Source organism: Novosphingobium bradum (assembly GCF_042646485.1).
Lineage (GTDB): Bacteria > Pseudomonadota > Alphaproteobacteria > Sphingomonadales > Sphingomonadaceae > Novosphingobium > Novosphingobium bradum.
The window spans coordinates 70,643-92,294 of record NZ_JBHRTQ010000011.1; the positions used below are offsets into that span (position 1 = coordinate 70,643).

Consider the following 21,652-nt stretch of genomic DNA (forward strand, 5'->3'; position numbering starts at 1 on the left):
ACTCAGGCGGGGGCAAACCTTAACGGCGCCGTCCGGGCCGCGTTGGCCTCGGCCACGCGGGTGACGAGCCGGGCATAGCTGGCAAGGATCCGCTCACGGGCAAAACGGCGGACCTGCTGCTGCCCGGCGGCGGCGTGGGCGGCGCGTTCGGCCGGATTGGCGAGCAGGCGGGCGATGGCCGCGCCCAGCGCCTCGGCATCGCCCGGCGACACCAGGGTGCCATTCACCCCGGCGGTGACCAGGTCGGCTGCACCATAGTTGCAATCGGCCAGCAACAGCGGTGCACCGGCGGCCATCGCCTCCGCAGCGGCATTGGGAAAGCCTTCCCACCGCGAGGGCAGGACGAACAGGTCGGCCCCGGCCATCCAGGCGTGGGGATTGGCGGTGAACCCGGCGAAGCGGACCCGGCGGGCGACGCCCAGGCCTTCGGCCTGGCGGTGCAGGGCATCGCGCCGGCTGCCTTCGCCCAGGATGACCAGTTCATGCGTGCGCCAGGCCAGGCTGTGGGCGAAGGCCTGGATCAGGAGGTCGTGGCCCTTCTGCCATTCGAGCCGGCCGACCGCGAGCAGGTAGGGGCGGCGGGGCAGGTCGGGCGCGGGGAGGCGGGCTGCCTCGGCGATGGCGGCGACATCGACCGGGTTGTTGATCATGTGGAGCCGGGCTGGATCGAGCCCGAGCTGGCCGGGCAGGTCGCGGGCCAAGCCCGAGGCATTGGCAATGATCGCGTCGGCCCGCCGGTAGGCCATGCGGGTGAGACCAAGCGAGGCGGCTCGCAGGATCCGGGCCGGCGTTTCCTGATCGGCCGTGGCGAGCACATTGTTGCCTTCGCGCACGATCCAGCGCGGGCGCGGCTGCTGCCCGCCCCGGGGCAGTCCGGCAAGGGCCAGCCAGGTGAGGATCGCGGTGCCCTTGAGGAAGCTCATCACCACGTCGGGGCGGACCTGGGCGATGATCCGGCGCACCGCGCGCGGGCCGTGGAGCGCGGCGGCGGCGAGCGCACCGGGGCCGAACAGTTCGCGGTTGGGCCGTTCGAACCCGAACCGGGCGGCATCGGGGGCAACATGGACCCGGGCGGGATCAAGCTGGTCGCGCCAGGCCTGGCCATCGTGGAGCAGGCCGAGGTGGACGTCGATCGGCGCCGGTCCCCGCGCGCCAAGCCCGTTCATCAGGTGGACAGCGACCCGTTCGGCCCCGCCGCCGGTCCAGTTGCCCAGCATCAACAGCAACCGCAGCGGCGAGGCCGTGCGCTGGTCGATGATCCGGGCATGGTGCATATCGCATCAATTCCGGGAGGGGCGAACCGGTTCCGCCACGCGGTGAATGCCCTTGCGGTCGCCGGTCAGCCGTGGGCGCCGAATTCGTTGGCGATGGCCGTGCCGATCCTGAGGGCCAGGCCATGGGCGCGTTCGATCGGATCGACGAAGGCCTGCTGGATCGCGGCATAGCCGGTGGCCTTGTCGTCCGGATAGTCGCTCGGTTCGGCCACGGAGAAATCGGCCAGTTCCGGCGCGCTGGTGGGGAACGCGCGGCGGAGCTGCGCCAGCGCTTCGTCGACCCGCAGGGTGAAGACCATTTCCAGCACGTCCTCGCGGGAGATGTCGTTGGCGCGGCTGAAGGCGGGGATCGAGACGGCGCGCAGGAACATATGCTGGAACAGGGCGAGGCGGATCGCCTGGAGTACGCCCATCATCCGCCGGCCCTGTTCGCGGTCGGCCGCGGGCGCCTGGTCGGGGATGAGCGCGAGGAGGCGGTGGAGCTTGAGCGCGTCGACGCGCAGGCGCGAGGCGAGGCGGCGGAACACCCCGGCGCGATCATCGCCGGTGAGGTATTCGGCAAGCGCGAGGCAGGCCGGCTCGATCTGGCGCTCGTCGCCGCGATAGGGGCGGCTGGCCCAGTAGGCCGAGTTGAACAGTTCGCCAAAGGCCGCGACGGTCTTGATCGAGGCCAGGGTATTGGCGGCGCGCACCAGGCGCACGGCCTGGCCGCCGCGTTCGCTGCCGGTGAGCAGCTCGGCGATCTCCTCGGCATTGCCATCGGCGGCCGTGCCGAAGCCGGCGATGACGTTGACCGGATAGCCCAGTTGCTGGAGCACGGCATTGTGCGGGATCGCGCGGATCTGGCGCAGGTTCATCGCCCGGTCGGCGGCAAGGTCGGACTGGCGGCGCGACTTTCGGCTGCCGGTATCGTTGAGCAGGCCCAGGCCAAAGGCGGTAACCGCGCGGGCATAGGTATCGCTGACCAGCAGTTCATGTTGGAAGCGGCGGATCGCGCGGTAGAAATCGAGGGAAAGGTCGGTGCGGCGGTAGAACGGATCGGCCGGGGCGGCGGGATCGGCCGTGGCCGGGGCGGCTTGTGCGAAGCGCGTCAGGGTGGCCAGGGCCAGTTCGGGCGAGCCGAAGGCGAGATAGCCATCGCCGCCCTGAAACGAGACTTCCGGTTCGAGCCGGATCCCGGCGCGCACGAAGCGGCGGCGCGCCCAGGGGCTGAGCTGCCAGTCCACCCGGTCGGCGAAGGACGAGGGGTGGCACCCGCGCCCCATCGATTCGCCGCCGGTGTTGAAGACGAGCGCGGCAACGTCGGTCAGCCCGTTGGCCGCCATGGCTTCGGCCATTCGGCCCTGGAGCCGTTCGATGGCAAGGGCGGCGGGAATCTGGCCGACGAAGCGTCCGGCATCGGAAAACCCGGTCTGCACCGCCACGCGGCCGCGCTTGCGGGCATAGTCGCGGTAGGATTCCTCGGCGAACAGGGCATCGAGGAAGCGACCGCCATGTTCCAGCGCGCTTTCGGTTTCGAACAGGGGCGAGACATCGACCTTGTCATCCACCCCCAGCAGCCGGGCGAAATAGAGCGCGGCGAGCACGGTGGTGGGCTGTTCGCATTCGGCCACCAGCATCCGGATCGGGCTGTCGGCATCCACGTGGGCGAGGATCTGCGCCATGGCGAGGAACTGGCGGATCGCGGTGCTGTTTTCGATCGCCAGGGCGGCGAAATTGCTCCGCAGGGGGCGGGCCTCGGCCAGCAGTTCGCGCATCCTGACCAGGGCGGCCTGGCTGGCGAGATCGAGCCGGCCATCGGGATCGATCCGGCGGCGGATCGCGTTCTGGAGCTGCGAGGCGTTTACCCGGAAGTGGATCCAGCCCATCCCCAGGCCATCGGCGCGCATGGCGGCGGCGGCAACCAGCATGGCGCGGGCCGCATCGTCATCGGCGTGGCGCGCTTCGCTTTCCAGTTCGGTGATGACGGGGGCGAGGCTGACCAGCTTGTCGGGATGATCGGCGGTGAGGCTGTTGGCGGCGGCCGAGAGCGCGGCGGGGGCGGTGAGATCGGCGGCGAACAGGCTGGCCATTTCGCCGGCGCGGGCCGAGGCTCGGGCGAGGCGGGCGGAGATGTCGGGCGTGGCCTCGGCCAGCGCGGCGGCATAGGACGCAAGGCGCTGGGCCTTTTCGGCAAGGCGATAGCGGATCGAGGTGGACCAGCCGATATCGGTCCGCCCGTCCATGTCATAGCCGACCCAGGTGGCGAAGCGGAAGGGCGCGGGGCGCAGTTCGCGCCAGCGCCGGGGCCAGCGGGTGCGGGCCTCGTCCAGCACCTGGCCGGTGATCGCATCGCGCGCGGCCTGGGCGTGAGCGAGGGCTTTGAGCACCTCCTCGTGTTCGTAGTCGAGCGTGATTGCATCGCGCGCGGCCGGGGCGACGCAGACCGTGGCGGCATCCACCGCATCGGCCGAGGCGGCGGCGACCACGGCCTGGCCCTGTGCGCGCGAGAGCAGGAAGGTGGGGTGGGCGGTGAACACCACGTGGACGAAGGGGCGCTGCCAGCGGGCGGCGAATTCGGCGAAATCGCTGGTCTGGGCCAGGCCGGCCAAGGCCTGCCGGTTGGCTGCCGGGGCCACCGGGCCGAGCATCCGCACCAGCCGGCGGCTGCGCGCCTGAAGGCTTTCGCATTCCAGTTCGGCCACCAGCCCATCGAGCGCGGCGAGCGTGAGGCTGCCATCTTCGAGGCGGCGCGACAGCTCGTGGCCAAGCTGGAACACCGGGTTGAACAGCGGGGTCGGGACGGTGAGCCGGTGCAGCTCCTGGAGGCGCTGCTCGAGCGCGGAAATGGTGAGGTCATCCGGGCCGAGCATGGGACTTGCTCCTATCGGGAGAGAGCGGCGGCGGCGCGGGCCGCGGCGGTGATGGCGGCAGGATTCGGCGGCCCCTTCGGCACCAGCCACGAGCCGCCGACGCACAGGACGGCGGGATCGGCCAGCCATTCGGGCGCGGTGGCCGCGGTGATTCCGCCAGTCGGGCAGAACCGGGCCATGCCGAAGGGCGCGGCGAGCGCCTTCAGCGCGGGCAGGCCGCCGGCGGCCATGGCCGGGAAGAACTTGAAGCGGGTGAGGCCCAGTTCCAGCCCGGTCATGATATCGGCCGCATTGGCCGTGCCGGGGAGGAACGGCACGCCGCTGGCCACGGCGGCCCGGCCGAGCGACGGGGTGAGGCCGGGTGAGACGATGAATTCGGCGCCGGCGGCGAGCGCCTGATCGAGCTGGGCCGGATCGAGCACGGTGCCTGCGCCGACGATCGCGCCCGGAACTTCGCGCATGGCGCGGATCACGTCGAGCGCTGCCGGGGTCCGCAGTGTGACTTCGAGCACCGGCAGGCCGCCGGCCACCAGCGCTTCGGCGATGGGCAGGGCATGGGCCACATCGTCGACCACCAGCACCGGGATGACCGGCGCCTGGCGCATGATGGCTTCGATCGGGCTCATGACAGGTGTTCCTTGGCGAAGGCGGCTGCGGCGCCGAACAGGCCGGGCTGGGGATGGGTGATCAGCTTGACCGGCAGGCGCGCCATCAGGCCTTCGAAGCGGCCCTTGGCGATGAAGCGGGCGGCAAAGCCCGAGCGCTGGAGCGTTTCGCGCAGGCGCAGCCCGAGGCCGCCGGCCACGACCACGCCGCCGGCGCCCTGGGCCAGGGCAATGTCGCCGGCGACCGCGCCAAGCGAGAGGCAGAACCGTTCGACCGCGGCGGCGGCGAGACTGTCGGCCCCGGTCATGCCGAGTTGCCACAGGGTCTTGTCGTCGTGCGGTTCGATGGCGCGGCCTTCTAGCGCGGCAAGGGCGGCATAAAGCTCCACGATCGCCGGGCCGGCGACGACCCGTTCGGCCGATACGCGGGGATAGCGCCGGCGCAGGCGGGCGAGAATCGCATCGTCGATCGCATCGAGCGGGGCGAAGGCGACATGGCCGCCCTCGGTCGCCTGGACGTGGTAGGCGCCGCGCCCGTCGCGCCACAGGTGGGCGACGCCAAGCCCGGTGCCCGGCCCGACGACCGACAGCGTGCCGGCGGCGGGCAGCGGGCCTTCGGCGCCGCACAGGTGGACGAAATCGCCCGGCGCGGCGCAGGCCACGGCATGGGCCACGGCGGCAAAATCGTTGACCAGGGTCAGGTGGCTGGCGCCGATCTCGCGGGGGAGCTGGGCCGGGCGCAGGGTCCACGGGTTGTTGGTGAAGCGGATCACCTCGCCATCGACCGGGCCGGCGATGGCCAGCGCCGCCGCTTGCGGCAGGGCGCGGCCGAGATGGCTGGCGAAGGCCTCCCACGCGGTCTGGAACGAGGCGTGGTCACGGGTGTGGAGGGTGACCGGCTCGCCCAGCGCGATGGCGCCGTCGGGGGCGATCGTGGCGAGGGCGAAGCGGGCGTGGGTGCCGCCGATATCGACGGTGACAAGCTCGGTCATGCGCTCAGAGCCCCGCCGCCGCGAGCATGGCCGAGGCGCCCTGTTCGGCGCCATCGGCCCCGTGGCGGAACATGGCGAACAATTCGCGGCCCGTGCCCTGCCCGGCGGGCGGCGGGCTGGCGGGCTGGCGGCCGGCAAGGTCGGCAAGGACTTCGAGGCTGCCGGTGTGGCCGCAGAGGCGGATCATGTCGCCGTCCTGCACGAAGGCGAGGGGGCCGCAATGGCCCGCGCGGTCGGCCAGGGCTTCGGGGGTCACGTGGATCGCGGCGGGCACCTTGCCCGAGGCGCCCGACATCCGCCCGTCGGTGACCAGGGCGACGCGATGGCCGCGATCCTGGAGGACGCCGAGCGGCGGGGTAAGCTTGTGCAGTTCGGGCATCCCGTTGGCGCGCGGCCCCTGGAAGCGGACGACCACGATCACGTCTTGGTCAAGCTCGCCGGCCTTGAAGGCGGCGTTGACCGCTTCCTGGCTGTCGAACACCCGGGCGGGGGCTTCGATGGTCCAGCGGTCTTCCTCGACCGCGCTGGTCTTGAAGGTGGCGCGGCCCAGGTTGCCGGTGACGAGGCGCATCCCCCCGTCCGCCTGGAACGGCGCGGGCACCGGGCGCAGCATGGCCGGATCGGCGCTTTCGTGGGGGGCGGGGCGCCAGGCGAGCGTCTCGGCCTCGAGGAACGGCTCCTGGGCATAGGCGGCCATGCCGTGGGGCGCGACGGTGAGGGTGTCGCCGTGGATCAGCCCGGCGGCGAGCAGTTCGCGCACGACATAGCCGATGCCGCCGGCGGCGTGGAAATGGTTCACGTCGCCCGAGCCGTTGGGATAGACCCGCGCGATCAGGGGGACCGCGGCGGACAGTTCGTCAATGTCCTGCCAGTCGATCAGGACGCCGGCGGCGCGGGCCATGGCGGGCAGGTGGATGGCATGGTTGGTCGATCCGCCGGTGGCGAGCAGGCCGACCGCGGCGTTGACCAGCGCCTTTTCATCGACGACCCGGCACATCGGGCGCGGATCGTGGCCATTGCGGCCGATTTCCGCCAGGCGGTGGACGGCGGCGCGGGTCAGCGCGGTGCGAAGCGGGGTATTCGGGGGCACGAAGGCCGCGCCCGGCAGGTGCAGGCCCATCAGCTCCATCAGCATCTGGTTGGAATTGGCCGTGCCATAGAAGGTGCAGGTGCCCGGCGCGTGATAGGACTTGCTCTCGCTTTCGAGCAGGTCGGAGCGGCTGGCCTTGCCCTCGGCGTAGAGCTGGCGGACCTTCTGCTTTTCCTTGTTGCCAAGGCCGGTGGGCATCGGCCCGCTGGGCACGAAAATGGCCGGCAGGAAGCCGAAGCGCAGCGCGCCGATGACGAGGCCCGGCACGATCTTGTCGCAGATGCCCAGCGCCGCGATGCCATCGAACATGGCGTGCGACAGGCTGACCGCGGTGGACAGCGCAATGGTGTCGCGGCTGAACAGCGACAGTTCCATCCCGTCCTGCCCCTGGGTGACGCCGTCGCACATGGCCGGTACGCCGCCCGCCACCTGCGCCGTGGCGCCAACCTCGCGGGCGAACAGCTTCATCGCCTCGGGATAGCGGCCATAGGGCTGGTGGGCCGAGAGCATATCGTTGAAGGCGGTGACGATGCCGATGTTGGGGCCGCGATGGCCGGCGATGGCCGGCTTGTCCTCGAGCGCGGCGGCGAAGCCGTGGGCGAGGTTGGAGCAGGAGAGGAATTCGCGGCTGCCGTGACGGCCGCCTTCCTCGTCCATCAGGGCAAGATAGGCGGCGCGCGATTGGCGCGACCTGGCGATGATCCGGTCGGTGACGCGGTCGACGGCGGGGTGCAGGGCGGTCATGCCGGGATACTCATGTTCGGTTACTCGTGCCAGGTGACGCCGTCGCGCTCGGCCAGCGCGATGGCGGCGGACGGCCCCCAGGAGCCGGCGGTATAGGGGCGCGGTTCGATCGCGTTGTCGGCCCAGCAGGCACGGATCGCATCGATCCAGTCCCATTGGGCTTCCACCTCGTCACGGCGGACAAACAGGGTCTGGTCGCCTTCGACGAGATCGAGCAGGAGGCGCTCGTAGGCGATGCGCTTCTTCGGGCCGGCGAAGGCATCGTCCATGGCGATGTCGAGCGGGACTTCGCGCAGGCGGATGCCGCCGCGATCAAGCCCCGGAACCTTGGCCATCAGCGAGAGGGTGATGTTCTCTTCCGGCTGGATGCCGATGATCAGGCGGTTGGGCGAGGTGCGCGCGCCGCGCGCGGCGAAGATCGAGTGGGGCACATCGCGGAAGCGCACCACGATCTCGGTCACGCGTTCGGGCAGGCGCTTGCCGGTCCGCAGGTAGAAGGGCACGCCCTTCCACCGCCAGTTGTCGATATGGGCCTTCAGCGCGACGAAGGTCTCGGTGCCGCTGGGCTGGCCCAATTCCTGGTCGTAGCCGGGAACGGCGGACCCGCCGATGGCCCCGGCGCGGTACTGGCCGGTCACGGTCTGGTCGCATTCGATCCGGCGCAGCGAGCGCAGCACCTTGACCTTCTCATCGCGCACGGCCGTCGCATCGAAGCTGGCCGGCGGCTCCATGGCCACCAGTGCGAGCAACTGGAGCATATGGTTCTGGACCATGTCGCGCAGGGCGCCGGCCCCGTCGTAGAAGCCCACCCGGCCTTCCAGGCCCACCGTTTCGGCGACCGTGATCTGGACGTGATCGATATGGGCCGCATTCCACAGCGGCTCGAACAGCAGGTTGGCGAAGCGCAGGGCCAGCAGGTTCTGGACCGTTTCCTTGCCGAGATAGTGATCGATCCGGAAGATCCGGTCTTCCGGGAAGGCGGCGGCGACCGCGTCGTTGATCTGGCGGCTGGTGGCCAGATCGGTGCCGAGTGGCTTTTCGAGACCGATCCGGGTGGTTTCCCCGGCAAGGCCGCTGCCCACCAGGCCGGCGATGGTCGGCTCGAACAGGCTGGGTGCGGTGGACAGGAAAATGGCAAGGCCGCCCTCCACCGGGCCGACCTTGGCGGCCAGCGCCGCGAAATGATCGGTCTGGGTGGCATCGAGCGGCTGGTAATGGAGGCGCTGGAGAAACGGCTCGATGGCGGGCTTGCGCTCTTCCGGCAGGAACTTTTCCAGAGCGGCGCGGGCGAAGTCGCGGTAGCCTTCATCGTCCAGCTTCTGGCGGGCCGTGCCGACGATCCTGAGATCCGGCGCGACCAGCTGGTCCGCATCGAGCGCGCAGAGCGAGGGCAGCAGCATCCGCTGGGCCAGGTCGCCGGTGGCGCCGAACAGGAGCAGGCAATCAGCGGTGAAGGTCATCGTCGCAAATCCCCGTCGGTTACGGTTGGCAGGCGGCAGCGTTCCCGCCTCGCCCCGCCGCAGTCTGGCCCTTTGCCGCGCCGGCGCAAGTCCTTGGTCGCGCCGAATGCGGCCCCGGTTGCGTCTCCGATGGCCTCCATAGCCGCCGGCCGGGCGGCGTCGTCAGGAATACGTCTGCGCTGGCCCGGTGCATTCGTTTGCGCGGGAGAACCGCGCGCCCTCAGGCGAATTCCTCGGGATGACGGAGCGCCAGGACCGCCAGTTCGGTGCGGTTGTCGACCCCCAGCTTCTGGTAGAGCGCGTGGAGGTAGACCTTGACCGTGCCCTCGGTGATGCCGAGCCGGGCGGCGATGTCGCGGTTGCGCGTGCCGCGCATGGCCAGGGCGACGATGGTTCGCTCGCGCGGGGTGAGCGCGGCGAAGGGCGAGGGGGCATGGTGCCGTTCCGCCTGCGCGCGCGCCCGGGCGACCAGTTCGGGGGCGATCACCTGTTCGCCGGCCAGCACCCGCTCCAGGCTTTCGACCAGCACGTCCTCGGCGCCGTCCTTGCCGACCACGCCGTTGACCCCGGCGGCGATGGCCTCGGCCAGGCGCCGGTCGTCGATATGGGCGGTGAGCAGCACCACGGGCCGCTGGTCGCCCGCCTCGCGCATGGCTTTCAGCGTTTCCACCCCGTCGGGCGCGGGCATTGTCACGTCGAAGATGCAGATGTCGGGATCGTGCGCCTTGACCGCTTCGAGCGCTTCGGCGCCCGACCCCACCGCGGCGACGATGCGGAAGGCGGTGGGCGCCAGCACGGCCTGGACGCCGGTGCGGATGAAGGGATGATCGTCGGCGATGAGGACAGTGGTCATGTCGGCTCCGGGCGGGTGGGCAGCGGCAGGGAAATGGCGAGGCGGGTGCCTTCGGTCCCGGTGGCGACCTCCAGCCGGCCGCCCAGCGCGGCGACCCGTTCGGCGATCGACCAGGGGGGCGTGGTGCCGGACGGATCGGCAAAGCCGCTGCCGTTGTCGGCGATCACCAGGGTCAGCGCGCCGGGGCTGCGGCTGAGTAAGGCCTCGACCGCGCTGGCGCGGCCATGGCGGGCGGCATTGGCGACCGCTTCGCGCAGGAGCTGGCGCAATTCGTGGCCCAACTCGTGGCCCAACTCATGGCCCAACTCATGACCGGGCAGGGGCACCGGACCGCCACCAGGGGCTTGCGGATCATCGGCGCGGAAGCTGGAGCGCAGGTTCCAGTGGGCCGCCGCATCGGCCAGGGCGCGCTCGAGGGTGGCGGCCAGCGGCGGGCCGGCCATGATCGCAGGGCGATCGCGCAGGGTATCGATTAGGCCGCGCACCTGGGCCTGTTCGCCGCGCAGGGCATCGCGCACGGCGGCCACTTCGGCGGCAGCGGCGGCGGAGGCGGCAGGGCCGGGCAGCAAAGCGGGGGCATCGGCCAGGGTGCGGCGCAGCGCCTCAAGCCGGAAGCAGGCACCGGCGAGCGACTGGGCGACGCTGTCGTGCAGGTCGCGGGCGATGGCGCTGCGCGCGCGGATTACCGCGCTCTCGCGTTCGAGCCGGGCGGCGGTCACCCGGTCGGTGGTGGTCTCGATCTCGTGGGCGATGGCCTGGCCCAGCGCCAGGAAATCCGGCCCCGGCCCGTCGATCCCGCCCAGCACCACCAGGCCGTCGCGGCTGGCGCATGACAGCGGCAGGGCCAGGCCTTCGGCGATGCCGGCCAGGCTGGCCAGGGGGATCGGCGCCGCGCCGCGCCAGGCCCGCGCCCGCCCGCGCGCATCCGGCATCAGCGCATGGCCGCGGGCAAGATCGAACAGGCGCGGCTGGTGGCCCAGCGCGTCCCAGGCGCCCGCCTCGTCGGGACCGGCGCGCCAGGCCGCGCGCGTGCCATCGGGGCGGATCTCGCGGATGTCGGTCCAGGGTTCCTCGCTGTCGGCCCAGGCGATGATGCCGTGCCCGGCCCCGGCGATCCGCATGGCATAGGCGAGGAAGGCCTCGCCCTGGTCGTCGGGATTGGCGTCGAATCCGTCCGGGGCGAGCGCCGGGATCTGGGCGCCGCGCCGGTCGATCCCGAACCAGATCAGCACCAGCAGCAGGGCCACCATGTAGAAGGCCCGGCGGCTGAAGCGGTAGAGGTCGATCGGGAATCCCGCCTTCAGCAGCACGAAGCCCAGCAGGATGAACAATAGCGAGACGATGGCCCCGGTGCGCGCGGCCATCGCCCAGTCCCAGCGCAGGGTGCTGGACAGCACGGCGAGCGCGAACAGGGCAAGGAACGGGCTGGTGAAATCGGCATCATAGCCTTCGCTGACGAAGACCGCGGTGAGGAACACCGCGACATCGACCACCAGCATCGGCAGGGCGAGGCGATGGTCGAGCCACCACGACCGCCAGGCGATGGCGACCATGGCCAGGGCGAGCAGCAGGTAGCCGCCGGTGAGGACCAGCCCACCGCGAATGGATTCGCCCGCGGTCACCGGCTCGAAAGCCAGGGCGATCAGGAACACGAAAGCGAGCGTGACCCGCAGCACGGCGATCACGCGGCCAGACCGGTTCTCGAATATCGCGCGCAGGTGCATTGGCTGCCGTTGGCTCCCCGGCGCCGTGCATGAACCGGGGCGCGGGGCCGGTCAAGCGGGGCGGAATGGGGCGCACTTGCCGCCAGCCGTGCGCGCTGCGAGGATGGGCCAACCTGCCCTCGCGCGAGAATCCTCGATGAAGCCTGCCGCCTCGTTCGCCCTTGCCGCCGGCCTGTTGGCCGGTCTGGCGCCCGTTCCGCTTCTGGCGGCCCCGCGCGCCGGCTATCCCCAGGACGTCGCCGCCGCAGCGCTGAAGGCCGCGCCCGTGTGGGACGGGCACAACGACGTGCCCGAGCAATTGCGCGACCGGCGCAAGGACCTGCTGGCCGGCTTCAATTTCCGCGACACCACGGCCACCGCCGATCCGGCACAGGGCCGGGTGGCGATGCACACCGATCTGGCCCGCCTGCGCCGGGGCCATGTCGGCGCGCAGTTCTGGTCGGTGTTCGTGCCGGCCTCGCTGTCGGACCAGCAGGCGGTCCAGGCGGTGATGGAGCAGATCGACGTCACCAGGCGGCTGATCGCGGCCTACCCTCAGGACCTGCAACTGGCGACCGATGCCGCCGGCGTGGCGGCAGCGTGGAAGGCGGGGCGGATCGCCTCGCTGCTGGGCATGGAAGGCGGCTATGCCATCGGCAATTCGCTCGGCGTGCTGCGCCAGTTCCGCGAACTGGGCGTGCGCTACATGACCCTGACCCATTACCGGACCACCGCCTGGGCCGATAGCGCTACCGATGCCCCCCAGCACGGCGGGCTGACCGATTTCGGTCGGCAGGTGGTGCGCGAGATGCAGCGGATCGGGATGCTGGTCGATCTCAGCCACGTTTCGGCCCAGACCATGAACGCCGCGCTCGACGTGGCCCGGGCGCCGGTGATCTTCAGCCATTCCGGCGCGCGGGCCATTGCCGATCATCCCCGCAACGTGCCCGATGCGGTGCTGGCGCGGCTCAGGGCGAATGGCGGGATCGTCATGGTGGTGACCCTGCCGGCCTATGTCAGCAATGCGGTGCGGACCTGGGAACTGGATCGCACGGCACAGAAGGCGCGGCTCGCGGCGCTCCACGTCGATGAGCCAGACACGGCCAAGACCGCCCTGGCGGCCTGGGAGCAGGCCCACCCGCGCCCGCGCGCGACCCTTGCCGAACTGGCCGACCATATCGATCACATCGTCAAGGTGGCGGGGATCGATCACGTGGGCCTGGGCGGCGATTTCGACGGGATGGACACCACCACCGAAGGGATGGCCGACGTATCAGGCTATCCCGACCTGTTCGTCGAACTGGCCCGGCGCGGCTATGGCCAGGCGGATCTCCAGAAGATCGCCAGCGGCAACATGATGCGGGTGCTGAAGGCGGCCGACGCCTATGCCCTGGCCCACCGCGCCGACCCGCCGATCGAGAGCGCGACTGCGTTCTAGTGGCCGCTCAGGGGCGCGGGGTGGCCTGGTTGGTCACCGCGCCGGTGCGCTGGCCCTGCGGGCTGGTGACCGCCCCGGTGATCCAGATCGCCGAAAGCGCGAGAACGGCCAGCACGAGGGCGATCAGCAGCACGTGGCGGACGATGTGCGGCGTCTCGCCCGAGCGGGCTTCATCGGTTTCGATGTGAATCTCGTCGCCGCGGCGTTCCATGGGGGATGCTCCGGTGTTCGGCTGGTCTCAACCAACCATACGCCGCAGCTTCCCCCTTGTTCCGCGTCAGTCGCGCAGCAGCTCGTTGATCCCGGTCTTCGAGCGGGTCTGCGCGTCCACGGTCTTCACGATCACCGCGCAGTAGAGCGACGGGCCGATGGTGCCGTCGGGCAGGGGCTTGCCCGGCAGGGCGCCGGGGACCACCACCGAATAGGGCGGAACGCGGCCGATGTGGATCTGGCCGGTGGCGCGATCGACGATCTTGGTCGAGGAGCCAAGGTAGACGCCCATCGACAGCACCGAGCCTTCGCCCACGTGGACGCCTTCGGCCACTTCGGCGCGAGCGCCGATGAAGCAGTTGTCCTCGATCACCACCGGCCCCGCCTGGAGCGGTTCGAGCACGCCGCCGATCCCGGCGCCGCCCGACAGGTGGCAGTTCCGGCCGATCTGCGCGCAGGAGCCGACCGTGGCCCAGGTGTCGACCATGGTGCCTTCGCCCACGTGCGCGCCCAGGTTCACGAAGCTGGGCATCAGCACCACGTTCTTCGCGATGAAGGCGCTGCGGCGCACCACGGCGCCGGGGACCACGCGGATGCCGGCCTCGCGGAAGCGGGCCGCATCCCAGCCGGTGAACTTGAGCGGAACCTTGTCGAACGCGGGGGCGCCGGCCGAGCCGAAGTCCATCACGTCGTTGTCGTTGAGGCGGAACGAGAGGAGCACCGCCTTCTTGAGCCACTGGTTGACCTTCCAGCCGCCCTGGCCATCGGGTTCCGCCACGCGGGCCGCGCCCGAATCGAGCAGGTCGAGCGCCGCATCGACGATTGCGCGGACATCGGCGCTGGCGGGGGTGACGGTGTCGCGCGCTTCGAACGCGGCTTCGATCTGGGCGGCAAGGTCGGACATGGTCGGGGTTTCCTCGGAAGGACAGTATCAGCCGGCGCGCCTAGAGCCTGCGCGCGCGGGGGGCAAGCGGAGTCGTTTGTCGGGGTCGGAAAGGCCATCCGGCCTTTCCGTGGCGGCACCGGCCCACTCCCCCGCCCGGCCACCCATTCAGGATACTTGCGTGGGTGGCCGGGCGGGGGAGTGGGCCGGTGCCGCAAGCCTTCGACGGATGTCGAAGGCGCACCGATCAACCCCTCGTCAGCTCGCGCACGAAATCGATCAGGCCGGTCTGGCGGGTGCGGCGCATCCGTTCGGCGTCGAGGATCTCGCGGACCTTGCCGAAACAGGTTTCGACATCGTCGTTGACCACGACATAGTCATAGCCGTCCCAGTGGCTGATCTCGGCCTGGGCGCGGGCCATGCGGGCGGCGATGACCTCGGCGCTGTCGGTCCCCCGGCCGATCAGGCGGCGGTGCAGCTCTTCCAGGCTGGGCGGCAGGATGAACACCCGCACCACGTCGGCCTGGGCCTTCTGGTGAAGCTGCTGGGTGCCCTGCCAGTCGATATCGAACAGATAGTCCTGTCCGTCCTTCAGGCCGGCGCGGATCTGGGCCTTGGGCGTGCCGTACGAATGGCCGAACACGTGCGCCCATTCGTAGAAGCCGTTGTCTTCCACCATGCGGTCGAACTCGGTCTGACTGACGAAGTGGTAGTCCTTGCCGTCCACCTCGCCGGGGCGCATCGGCCGGGTCGTGGCCGAGACCGACATGGCGATCTCCCCATCCTCGGCCAGCAGGCGGCGCGCAATCGTGGTCTTGCCCGCGCCGGACGGCGAGGACAGGATGAACATCAGCCCGCGGCGATGGAGCGTGTCGGTAGCCATGCTTGCCCTTGGCGCAAACCGCGCGGGCAGATCAAGGGGGCACGCGCAGTTCTCCGCCGCGCGCGGTGGTTCAGTTCCGGCCCTTGCTGGACTTTCCATCGGTCTCAGCCTTGCCTTCGGCCCGGGCCGCGCGGGCGCGCTTGCGATCGTGGAGGGTCTTGGCGAGCAGGCCGCCGCCGACGATCAGCGCGCCCGGGACCGAGCGGGTGGCAAGGCGGGCAATGGCCGTGCCGACCAGCCCCTGGGCGAGCGAACGGCCCTTGATGATGTCGGCGGCCTTGCGCTTGCCGTTGGCCGTGGCGCCGAGCAGGCCGGTTTCGACCGCGCGGCTGAGCAGGGCCGCGCCGCCGCGCAGGGCGATATCGGCCAGTAGCAGGGTGGCGGCGGGCGTGGGGTCGGGGGTGGAGGCTTCGGCGGCAACCTGATCGGCAGCCGGTGCGGCCTGATCGATGGCGGGCGCGGCACTGGCGGGGGGCGTGGATCGCTTGCGAAGGAATGCCATTCGTCTGCCCCTGGCCCTTTGCGGTGGCGCGGCTATTTCTTCCGGCCGAAATCGACGGTGACGACGTTCGATCCGTCATCGGCGACGCCGGGCGCGGCCCCGCGTTCCTCGCCCTCGGGCGCATCGTTTTCGGCATCGTCGTGCGGTTCGGGGGCCAGATCGCCCACGGTCGCCTGGAATTGCAGGCCGAAATCGACCGCCGGATCAACGAAGGCGGTGATCGCCGAGAACGGGATCACCAGCTTGGCCGGAACCTGGTTGAACGAAAGGCCGACGGTGAAATAGTCCTCGCCCACCGAAAGGTCCCAGAACTTGTTCTGGAGGACGATGGTCATCTCGTCGGGGAAGCGTTCGCGCAGCACCTGGGGGATGTCCACCCCGGGCGCGCCAGTCTTGAAGGTGATGTAGAAATGATGGTGGCCCGGCAGGTTGCCGCCGGTGGCCTCGATCTGGCCCAGCACCCGGCCAACGACGGCGCGCAGAGCCTCCTGCACGATTTCGTCATAGGGGATCAGGCTATCGAGCGGTTCGTTCATGCCCAATCAAGTGGCGACGGTGGCCCCGATGGTCAAGCGCCCAATGGGGTGATCGTCGTGGAAAGTCTGGCCGCGCTTGCACCTTGGGCCGGCGGGTCTATAGGGGCGTCTCGCAAGGAAACCGACGCCGATGCGCACCGCCCGGATTGCCCGCAAGACCCACGAAACCGAGATCGAGGTGGAAGTGAACCTCGATGGCACCGGCGCCTATGCCGTGTCGACCGGCATCGGTTTTCTCGATCACATGATCGAGCAGTTCAGCCGCCACTCGCTGATCGACATCACCTGCCGGATCAAGGGTGATCTCCACGTGGACCAGCACCACACGACCGAGGATTCGGCCATCGCCATCGGCCAGTGCATCGTTCAGGCGCTGGGCGACAAGGCCGGGATCGGCCGCTATGGCGAGGCGCATTCCGCCATGGACGAGGCGTTGAGCCGGGTCGTGCTGGATATCTCCGGCCGGCCCTGGCTGGTGTGGAACGCGAAGTTCACCCAGGAACGGCTGGGCGAGATGGATACCGAACTGTTCGAGCACTGGTTCCACTCGATCGCCCAGGCGGTGGGGATCACGCTCCATGTCGAACAGCTTTACGGCACCAACAACCACCACGTGATCGAGGGCATCTTCAAGGGCTTTGCCCGGGCGATGCGCCAGGCGGTGGAGCTGGATGCCCGCAAGGGCGGCGCCGTGCCGAGCACCAAGGGGGTGCTCGGGGAAGGCAGCCTGGTCTGACCATGGCCGAAACCCTGGCCCTGATCGATTACGGCGCGGGCAACCTCCACTCGGTGGAAAACGCGCTGAAGGCCGCGGGCGCGGCCGGCGTGGCGGTGACCGCCGATCCCGACGTGGTCCGCGCGGCCGATCGCATCGTCCTGCCCGGCGTCGGCAGCTTCAAGGCCTGTGCCCAAGGGCTGCGCGCGATCCCGGGCCTGCTCGCCGCCATGGAAGAGCGGGTGCAGGTGGGCGGGGCGCCGTTCCTCGGCATCTGCGTGGGGATGCAGCTGCTCGCCACGCGCGGGGTTGAGCATGGCGTGACCGAAGGGCTCGGCTGGATCGCGGGCGAGGTGCGACTGATCGAGCCGTCGGACCCGGCGATCAAGATTCCCCACATGGGCTGGAACGACGTGGGCCTCACCCCCCATTCGGAAGGCGCCGGCCTGATCGAGCCGGGCGAGGCCTATTTTCTCCACTCCTACCAGTTCCTCCCCGATGAAGGCCACGCCGTCGCCGCGATGACCGATCATGGCGGCGGGATCGTGGCGGCCGTGGCGCAAGGCAACGTGGTGGGCGTGCAGTTCCACCCTGAGAAGAGCCAGGCCTATGGCCTCGCGCTGCTGGCCCGTTTTCTTGACTGGAAGCCGTGATGATCGTTTTTCCCGCCATCGACCTCAAGGGCGGCCAGGTCGTGCGCCTCGCCGAGGGCGACATGGCCCGCGCCACGGTTTATGGCGACAATCCGGCGGCCCAGGCCCGGCTGTTCGCCGAGGCCGGCTCGCAATATCTCCATGTGGTTGATCTGGATGGCTCTTTCGCCGGGCGGGCGGAAAACCGCGAGGCGGTGGAAGCCATCCTTGGCGCGTTCGAGGGTCATGTGCAGCTCGGCGGCGGCATCCGCACCCGCGAGGCGGTGGAAGGCTGGTTCGACCTGGGCGTTTCGCGCGTGGTCATGGGCTCGGCGGCGCTGAAGGACCCCGAATTCGTCAAGGACATGGCGCGGGCGTTCCCCGGCGGGATCGTTGTCGCGGTCGACGCGAAGGACGGCATGGTCGCGACCGAGGGCTGGGCCGATGTGTCCGACGTGGCCGTGGTCGATCTGGCCCGCCGGTTCGAGGATGCCGGCGTTGCCAGCCTGCTGTTCACCGACATCGGCCGCGACGGGCTCCTGAAGGGCGTGAACATCGAGGCCACGGTCGATCTGGCGCGCCGGGTGGACATTCCGGTGATCGCCTCGGGCGGGGTCAAAGGCCTGGACGATATCCATATTCTTGCGCTCCACGCCCACGAGGGGATCGAGGGGGTGATCACCGGGCGGGCGCTCTATGAGGGCCGGCTCGACCTCAAGGCGGCCATCGCCATGGCGGAGCGCGGCTGAGATGACCGTCCGGGTCCGCGTCATTCCCTGCCTTGATGTGGCCAATGGCCGGGTGGTCAAGGGCGTGAACTTCGTTGACCTCAAGGACGCCGGCGACCCGGTGGAGCAGGCCCGCGCCTATGATGCGGCGGGCGCGGACGAGCTGTGTTTCCTTGATATTACAGCCAGTCACGAGGCGCGCGGGACGCTGCTCGATATCGTGCGGCGCACGGCGGAGGTGTGCTTCATGCCGCTGACCGTGGGCGGCGGGGTGCGGACCGTGGAGGATGCGCGGGCGCTGCTGCTGGCGGGTGCCGACAAGGTGGCGGTGAATTCCGCCGCGGTTTCAAGGCCCGAGGTTGTGTCCGACATCGCCGAGAAGATGGGTTCGCAGTGCATCGTCGCCTCGGTGGACGCGCGGCGCACGGCTCCTGGCAAGTGGGAGATCTTCACCCACGGCGGGCGCAAGGCGACCGGGATCGACGCGGTGGACCACGCGGTGAAGCTGGCCCGGCTGGGCGCGGGCGAACTGCTGGTCACCTCGATGGACGGCGATGGCACCAAGGCCGGCTATGATCTTGAATTGACGCGGACAATCGCCGATGCGGTGTCGGTGCCGGTGGTCGCCTCGGGCGGGGTCGGCACGCTGGAGCACCTGGTGGAAGGCGTGACCAGGGGCCATGCCAGCGCCGTGCTGGCGGCCTCGATCTTCCATTTCGGCACCTATTCGATTGCCGAGGCCCATGCGGCGCTGCGCGCGGCGGGCCTTCCGGCGCGCGGCTGACTTGACCGATCTGCAACGCCGCTGCATCGCATCTGCATGAGTGACGCACTGTCCCGGCTGGAAGCTGTAATCGCGGAGCGGCGCAGCGCCGATCCGTCCACCTCCTATGTCGCCAAATTGAACGCCAGGGGCGTGGCCAAGATCGCCCAGAAGGTGGGCGAGGAGGCGACCGAGACGGTGATCGCCGCCCTGACGGGTGACCGCCAGGAACTGGTCGGCGAGGCGGCCGACCTCCTGTTCCACCTGCTGGTCCTGCTGGGCGCGAAGGATGTCGCCCTCGCTGAGGTGCTGGCCGAGCTGGATCGGCGCGAGGGCACTTCGGGCATTGCCGAGAAAGCCGCGAGAAAGACCGACTGATGCCGATCGATCCCAAAGCCCCCTACGACGATAGCAACATTTTCGCGAAGATCCTGCGGGGGGAGATTCCCTGCCGCAAGGTCTACGAGGACGAGTTCGCGCTGGCCTTCCACGACATCAATCCGCAGGCGCCGGTCCACGTGCTGGTGATTCCCAAGGGCCGCTGGGTGAGCTGGGACGATTTTTCGGCCCGGGCCGAGGATGACGAGATTGCCGGGTTCGTGCGCGCGGTGGGCGCCGTGGCGCGGGCCGAAGGGCTGGTCGAACCGGGCTACCGGATGCTGGCCAACGTGGGCCAGCACGGCCACCAGGAAGTGCCGCATCTTCATGTCCACCTGTTCGGCGGGCGCCAGTTCTACGCGATGGTGAGCCAGTAATCCGCGAGCGGGGCTCGCAGATCACTGTTTATTGGCCGCGCGGGAAAGGCCGTATGGCCTTTCCGCACCCGACCAACCGACTCGCTGCCGGGACGAGCGGATCATATTTCCGGTCAGGTGCCTTGCCCTGCGAGTCGCGCGCCGGTTAATACGGGCCGGTATGACCCTTCCCGCCCCCCCGGAAGGCCTGATCGATGGCCCGGTGCATCGCTTCGCGGTGCGCGCATGGTATGAGGACACCGATCTTTCAGGCGCGGTCTATCACGCCAACTACCTCAAATGGTTCGAGCGGGCGCGGTCCGACCTGGTGCGGCTGCTCGGGATCGACCAGCGCGCGGCGCAGGAAAGCGGGGAAGGCACCTACGCCGTTTCCGAGCTGGCGATCCGCTATCTTGCCCCGGCGCGGCTGGACGACGCGGTGGCGATCGAGACCCTGGCCACAGAGGTCGGCGCGGCCTCGTGCCGGCTGGTCCAGCGCGCCTGGCGCGGCGACACGCTATTGGCCGAGGCGCGGGTGCGGGTGGGCTTCATCGGCCCTGATGGCCGCCCCCGCCGCCAGCCCGCCGCCTGGCGCGCCGCCTTTCATCGCATAGTCCAGACGGAAACCCCATGACCCTGACCCTGACCATCCTTGCCGCCAGCGCTGGCGCGCCGGCCCACCTCAATCCGGTGAAGCTGTTCCTCGATGCCGATATCGTGGTGCAGCTGGTCATGCTGGGCCTGCTGCTGGCCAGCGTGTGGGTGTGGACCATCGTGGTTTCGTTCTCGGTGCGGATGGGCGCGGTGAAGCGGGCCGATGCGGCCTATGAGCAGGGGTTCTGGCAGGCCCAGGACATTGAGGCCTATCACGGCCAGGCCACGCGCGGCGATGCGCCGCTGGCGCGGGTGGCGGCAGCGGGCCTGGCCGAGCGGCGGCGCAGCCTGGCGGCCAAGGGGCTGGACCGCGAGGGCGCACGCCAGCGGCTGGCGGCGGTGATGGGTTCGGTGGTGGAGCAGGAAAGCGATGCCCTGGGCGAGCGGCTGAATTTCCTCGCCACGGTGGGTTCGGCCGCGCCCTTTATCGGCCTGTTCGGGACCGTGTGGGGCATCATGAATTCGTTCTTCCAGATCGGGCAGCAGCAGAACTCCTCGCTTGCGGTGGTGGCGCCGGGGATTTCGGAAGCCCTGTTCGCCACGGCCATCGGCCTGTTCGCGGCCATCCCGGCGGTGATCGCCTACAACCGCTTTTCGGGTGCGGTGAATGGCTTCGAGGCGCGGCTCCAGCGCTTTGCCGATCGCTTCCACACCACCTTGAGCCGCGAGCTGGAGGCGGAATGATGGGGATTCGTTTGACGAGTGCGGAAAAGCCATCCGGCTTTTCCTTTGCGGCACCGGCCCACTCCCCCGGCCCGACCACCCGTTCAGTGTATCCTGTCGGGTGGTCGGGCCGGGGAAGTGGGCCGGTGCCGCAAGCCTTCGACGGATGTCGAAGGCGCACAAAGCAAGGACTCGACTGATGGCCATGAACCTGTCTTCCGGCGCCTCGCGCCGGGGCCGGCGCGGCAAGCGCGGGGCCATGGCCGAGATCAACGTGACCCCGCTGGTCGACGTGATGCTGGTCTTGCTGATCATCTTCATGGTGACCGCGCCGCTGCTGACCGCCGGCGTGCCGGTGGAACTGCCCGACAGCCGCGCCAAGGCGCTGGCGCAGGAGCCGAAACAGGTGACCATCTCGATGACCAGCGATGGCAAGACCTATGTGGATCAGGCCGAGGTGGCGCCGGGCGAATTGGGCCAGCGGCTGGCGGGGATCGCGCCGGGCGCCGATGGCAAGCCCCCGCTGGTGACCCTGCGGGCCGACCGGGCGCTGCCCTATGGCGCGGTGATGGCGGTGATGGGCGAATTGAACCATGCGGGCTTCAATTCCATCTCGCTGGTCACCAACGGTTCAGTTCAGGCGCCATAGCTCAGGCATGATGGCCCATTCCGCGCCTTTTCCATCCCTCGTCGCCCCGGACTTGATCCGGGGCCGGGCTGCCTTGGCGACGGGGCGGA

The 21,652-nt window shown here is 69.9% G+C and carries 23 protein-coding genes; 10 read left to right on the forward strand and 13 right to left on the reverse strand.

The annotated features are described in order from the left end of the window. Window positions 1-2 precede the first annotated feature (2 nt). From ACFOD9_RS13445 to ACFOD9_RS13480, 8 genes are all read right to left on the reverse strand, one after another. Window positions 3-1,274: a glycosyltransferase gene (locus ACFOD9_RS13445; protein WP_379510637.1), complete on the reverse strand. Its 1,272-nt coding sequence runs from the start codon at window positions 1,272-1,274 to the stop codon at window positions 3-5. A gap of 65 nt (window positions 1,275-1,339) precedes the next feature. Beyond that, window positions 1,340-4,126 carry a phosphoenolpyruvate carboxylase gene (locus ACFOD9_RS13450; RefSeq protein ID WP_379510638.1) on the reverse strand — a complete coding sequence of 929 codons (2,787 nt, stop codon included), beginning with the start codon at window positions 4,124-4,126 and terminating at the stop codon, window positions 1,340-1,342. Window positions 4,127-4,137: 11 nt separating this feature from the next. Continuing rightward, complete coding sequence (eda, locus tag ACFOD9_RS13455; protein WP_379510639.1) at window positions 4,138-4,752, reverse strand: bifunctional 4-hydroxy-2-oxoglutarate aldolase/2-dehydro-3-deoxy-phosphogluconate aldolase; 615 nt, start codon at window positions 4,750-4,752, stop codon at window positions 4,138-4,140. Then, the gene (gene glk / locus ACFOD9_RS13460) at window positions 4,749-5,723 is read right to left on the reverse strand and encodes a glucokinase (RefSeq protein ID WP_379510640.1); all 975 of its coding nucleotides are present in this window, start codon (window positions 5,721-5,723) and stop codon (window positions 4,749-4,751) included. Before glk ends, eda begins: the two co-directional genes overlap by 4 nt. Window positions 5,724-5,727: 4 nt before the next feature. Beyond that, on the reverse strand, window positions 5,728-7,557 hold the full coding sequence (edd, locus tag ACFOD9_RS13465; RefSeq protein WP_379510641.1) for a phosphogluconate dehydratase: 1,830 nt from the start codon (window positions 7,555-7,557) through the stop codon (window positions 5,728-5,730). Between the two features lie 20 nt (window positions 7,558-7,577). Then, on the reverse strand, window positions 7,578-9,017 hold the full coding sequence (gene zwf, locus ACFOD9_RS13470) for a glucose-6-phosphate dehydrogenase (RefSeq protein ID WP_379510642.1): 1,440 nt from the start codon (window positions 9,015-9,017) through the stop codon (window positions 7,578-7,580). A gap of 220 nt (window positions 9,018-9,237) precedes the next feature. Beyond that, window positions 9,238-9,870: a response regulator gene (locus tag ACFOD9_RS13475; RefSeq protein ID WP_379510643.1), complete on the reverse strand. Its 633-nt coding sequence runs from the start codon at window positions 9,868-9,870 to the stop codon at window positions 9,238-9,240. Then, window positions 9,867-11,594: a histidine kinase gene (locus ACFOD9_RS13480; RefSeq protein WP_379510644.1), complete on the reverse strand. Its 1,728-nt coding sequence runs from the start codon at window positions 11,592-11,594 to the stop codon at window positions 9,867-9,869. Before ACFOD9_RS13480 ends, ACFOD9_RS13475 begins: the two co-directional genes overlap by 4 nt. Window positions 11,595-11,730: 136 nt before the next feature. On the opposite strand from ACFOD9_RS13480, the gene ACFOD9_RS13485 reads away from it, so the two are divergent. Continuing rightward, complete coding sequence (locus ACFOD9_RS13485) at window positions 11,731-13,011, forward strand: dipeptidase (protein WP_379510645.1); 1,281 nt, start codon at window positions 11,731-11,733, stop codon at window positions 13,009-13,011. A gap of 7 nt (window positions 13,012-13,018) precedes the next feature. On the opposite strand, the gene ACFOD9_RS13490 is transcribed toward ACFOD9_RS13485, so the two are convergent. The 5 genes from ACFOD9_RS13490 to ACFOD9_RS13510 all read right to left on the reverse strand — a co-directional run bounded on the left by ACFOD9_RS13490 (window position 13,019) and on the right by ACFOD9_RS13510 (window position 16,025). After that, the gene (locus ACFOD9_RS13490; RefSeq protein WP_379510646.1) at window positions 13,019-13,222 is read right to left on the reverse strand and encodes a hypothetical protein; all 204 of its coding nucleotides are present in this window, start codon (window positions 13,220-13,222) and stop codon (window positions 13,019-13,021) included. 66 nt (window positions 13,223-13,288) lie between these two features. Beyond that, window positions 13,289-14,125, reverse strand: a complete 837-nt coding sequence (gene dapD / locus ACFOD9_RS13495) for a 2,3,4,5-tetrahydropyridine-2,6-dicarboxylate N-succinyltransferase (RefSeq protein WP_379510647.1) — start codon at window positions 14,123-14,125, stop codon at window positions 13,289-13,291. Window positions 14,126-14,351: 226 nt separating this feature from the next. After that, window positions 14,352-14,987, reverse strand: coding sequence for a guanylate kinase (gene gmk, locus ACFOD9_RS13500; protein WP_379510648.1), 636 nt, complete (start codon window positions 14,985-14,987; stop codon window positions 14,352-14,354). A 70-nt stretch (window positions 14,988-15,057) separates the two neighbouring features. Beyond that, on the reverse strand, window positions 15,058-15,489 hold the full coding sequence (locus tag ACFOD9_RS13505; protein ID WP_379510649.1) for a hypothetical protein: 432 nt from the start codon (window positions 15,487-15,489) through the stop codon (window positions 15,058-15,060). A 32-nt stretch (window positions 15,490-15,521) separates the two neighbouring features. Continuing rightward, entirely contained in the window at window positions 15,522-16,025 is a 504-nt protein-coding gene (locus ACFOD9_RS13510; protein WP_379510650.1) for an SspB family protein, read from the reverse strand. A gap of 130 nt (window positions 16,026-16,155) precedes the next feature. Between ACFOD9_RS13510 and hisB the strand changes: the two genes are divergently transcribed. The 9 genes from hisB to ACFOD9_RS13555 all read left to right on the forward strand — a co-directional run bounded on the left by hisB (window position 16,156) and on the right by ACFOD9_RS13555 (window position 21,563). Beyond that, the gene (gene hisB, locus ACFOD9_RS13515) at window positions 16,156-16,761 is read left to right on the forward strand and encodes an imidazoleglycerol-phosphate dehydratase HisB (protein WP_379510651.1); all 606 of its coding nucleotides are present in this window, start codon (window positions 16,156-16,158) and stop codon (window positions 16,759-16,761) included. A 2-nt stretch (window positions 16,762-16,763) separates the two neighbouring features. Continuing rightward, complete coding sequence (gene hisH / locus ACFOD9_RS13520; protein ID WP_379510652.1) at window positions 16,764-17,393, forward strand: imidazole glycerol phosphate synthase subunit HisH; 630 nt, start codon at window positions 16,764-16,766, stop codon at window positions 17,391-17,393. Further along, complete coding sequence (gene hisA / locus ACFOD9_RS13525) at window positions 17,393-18,121, forward strand: 1-(5-phosphoribosyl)-5-[(5-phosphoribosylamino)methylideneamino]imidazole-4-carboxamide isomerase (RefSeq protein WP_379510653.1); 729 nt, start codon at window positions 17,393-17,395, stop codon at window positions 18,119-18,121. The genes hisH and hisA overlap by 1 nt, the downstream gene beginning before the upstream one ends. A gap of 1 nt (window position 18,122) precedes the next feature. Beyond that, the gene (hisF, locus tag ACFOD9_RS13530; RefSeq protein ID WP_379510654.1) at window positions 18,123-18,884 is read left to right on the forward strand and encodes an imidazole glycerol phosphate synthase subunit HisF; all 762 of its coding nucleotides are present in this window, start codon (window positions 18,123-18,125) and stop codon (window positions 18,882-18,884) included. A gap of 36 nt (window positions 18,885-18,920) precedes the next feature. Next, the gene (locus tag ACFOD9_RS13535) at window positions 18,921-19,241 is read left to right on the forward strand and encodes a phosphoribosyl-ATP diphosphatase (protein WP_379510655.1); all 321 of its coding nucleotides are present in this window, start codon (window positions 18,921-18,923) and stop codon (window positions 19,239-19,241) included. Further along, complete coding sequence (locus ACFOD9_RS13540) at window positions 19,241-19,618, forward strand: histidine triad nucleotide-binding protein (RefSeq protein WP_379510656.1); 378 nt, start codon at window positions 19,241-19,243, stop codon at window positions 19,616-19,618. The genes ACFOD9_RS13535 and ACFOD9_RS13540 overlap by 1 nt, the downstream gene beginning before the upstream one ends. 160 nt (window positions 19,619-19,778) lie before the next feature. Beyond that, the gene (locus ACFOD9_RS13545) at window positions 19,779-20,231 is read left to right on the forward strand and encodes a YbgC/FadM family acyl-CoA thioesterase (RefSeq protein ID WP_379510657.1); all 453 of its coding nucleotides are present in this window, start codon (window positions 19,779-19,781) and stop codon (window positions 20,229-20,231) included. A gap of 2 nt (window positions 20,232-20,233) precedes the next feature. After that, a complete protein-coding gene (gene tolQ / locus ACFOD9_RS13550) occupies window positions 20,234-20,935 on the forward strand; it encodes a protein TolQ (protein ID WP_379510676.1) in 702 nt (233 codons plus the stop codon). Window positions 20,936-21,113: 178 nt separating this feature from the next. Continuing rightward, complete coding sequence (locus ACFOD9_RS13555; protein ID WP_379510658.1) at window positions 21,114-21,563, forward strand: ExbD/TolR family protein; 450 nt, start codon at window positions 21,114-21,116, stop codon at window positions 21,561-21,563. The last annotated feature ends 89 nt before the right edge of the window (window positions 21,564-21,652 follow it).

What these genes read in the sequence shown, in the direction of transcription:
- hisF (WP_379510654.1), top strand. Translation starts at nt 18,123, where the DNA reads ATGACCGTCCGGGTCCGCGTCATTCCCTGCCTTGATGTGGCCAATGGC.
- ACFOD9_RS13505 (WP_379510649.1), bottom strand. Translation starts at nt 15,489, where the DNA reads ATGGCATTCCTTCGCAAGCGATCCACGCCCCCCGCCAGTGCCGCGCCC.
- ACFOD9_RS13510 (WP_379510650.1), bottom strand. Translation starts at nt 16,025, where the DNA reads ATGAACGAACCGCTCGATAGCCTGATCCCCTATGACGAAATCGTGCAG.
- hisH (WP_379510652.1), top strand. Translation starts at nt 16,764, where the DNA reads ATGGCCGAAACCCTGGCCCTGATCGATTACGGCGCGGGCAACCTCCAC.
- gmk (WP_379510648.1), bottom strand. Translation starts at nt 14,987, where the DNA reads ATGGCTACCGACACGCTCCATCGCCGCGGGCTGATGTTCATCCTGTCC.
- ACFOD9_RS13480 (WP_379510644.1), bottom strand. Translation starts at nt 11,594, where the DNA reads ATGCACCTGCGCGCGATATTCGAGAACCGGTCTGGCCGCGTGATCGCC.
- hisB (WP_379510651.1), top strand. Translation starts at nt 16,156, where the DNA reads ATGCGCACCGCCCGGATTGCCCGCAAGACCCACGAAACCGAGATCGAG.
- ACFOD9_RS13475 (WP_379510643.1), bottom strand. Translation starts at nt 9,870, where the DNA reads ATGACCACTGTCCTCATCGCCGACGATCATCCCTTCATCCGCACCGGC.
- ACFOD9_RS13540 (WP_379510656.1), top strand. Translation starts at nt 19,241, where the DNA reads ATGCCGATCGATCCCAAAGCCCCCTACGACGATAGCAACATTTTCGCG.
- eda (WP_379510639.1), bottom strand. Translation starts at nt 4,752, where the DNA reads ATGAGCCCGATCGAAGCCATCATGCGCCAGGCGCCGGTCATCCCGGTG.
- ACFOD9_RS13535 (WP_379510655.1), top strand. Translation starts at nt 18,921, where the DNA reads ATGAGTGACGCACTGTCCCGGCTGGAAGCTGTAATCGCGGAGCGGCGC.
- ACFOD9_RS13485 (WP_379510645.1), top strand. Translation starts at nt 11,731, where the DNA reads ATGAAGCCTGCCGCCTCGTTCGCCCTTGCCGCCGGCCTGTTGGCCGGT.
- ACFOD9_RS13490 (WP_379510646.1), bottom strand. Translation starts at nt 13,222, where the DNA reads ATGGAACGCCGCGGCGACGAGATTCACATCGAAACCGATGAAGCCCGC.
- glk (WP_379510640.1), bottom strand. Translation starts at nt 5,723, where the DNA reads ATGACCGAGCTTGTCACCGTCGATATCGGCGGCACCCACGCCCGCTTC.
- zwf (WP_379510642.1), bottom strand. Translation starts at nt 9,017, where the DNA reads ATGACCTTCACCGCTGATTGCCTGCTCCTGTTCGGCGCCACCGGCGAC.
- ACFOD9_RS13545 (WP_379510657.1), top strand. Translation starts at nt 19,779, where the DNA reads ATGACCCTTCCCGCCCCCCCGGAAGGCCTGATCGATGGCCCGGTGCAT.
- ACFOD9_RS13445 (WP_379510637.1), bottom strand. Translation starts at nt 1,274, where the DNA reads ATGCACCATGCCCGGATCATCGACCAGCGCACGGCCTCGCCGCTGCGG.
- hisA (WP_379510653.1), top strand. Translation starts at nt 17,393, where the DNA reads ATGATCGTTTTTCCCGCCATCGACCTCAAGGGCGGCCAGGTCGTGCGC.
- dapD (WP_379510647.1), bottom strand. Translation starts at nt 14,125, where the DNA reads ATGTCCGACCTTGCCGCCCAGATCGAAGCCGCGTTCGAAGCGCGCGAC.
- edd (WP_379510641.1), bottom strand. Translation starts at nt 7,557, where the DNA reads ATGACCGCCCTGCACCCCGCCGTCGACCGCGTCACCGACCGGATCATC.
- ACFOD9_RS13450 (WP_379510638.1), bottom strand. Translation starts at nt 4,126, where the DNA reads ATGCTCGGCCCGGATGACCTCACCATTTCCGCGCTCGAGCAGCGCCTC.
- ACFOD9_RS13555 (WP_379510658.1), top strand. Translation starts at nt 21,114, where the DNA reads ATGGCCATGAACCTGTCTTCCGGCGCCTCGCGCCGGGGCCGGCGCGGC.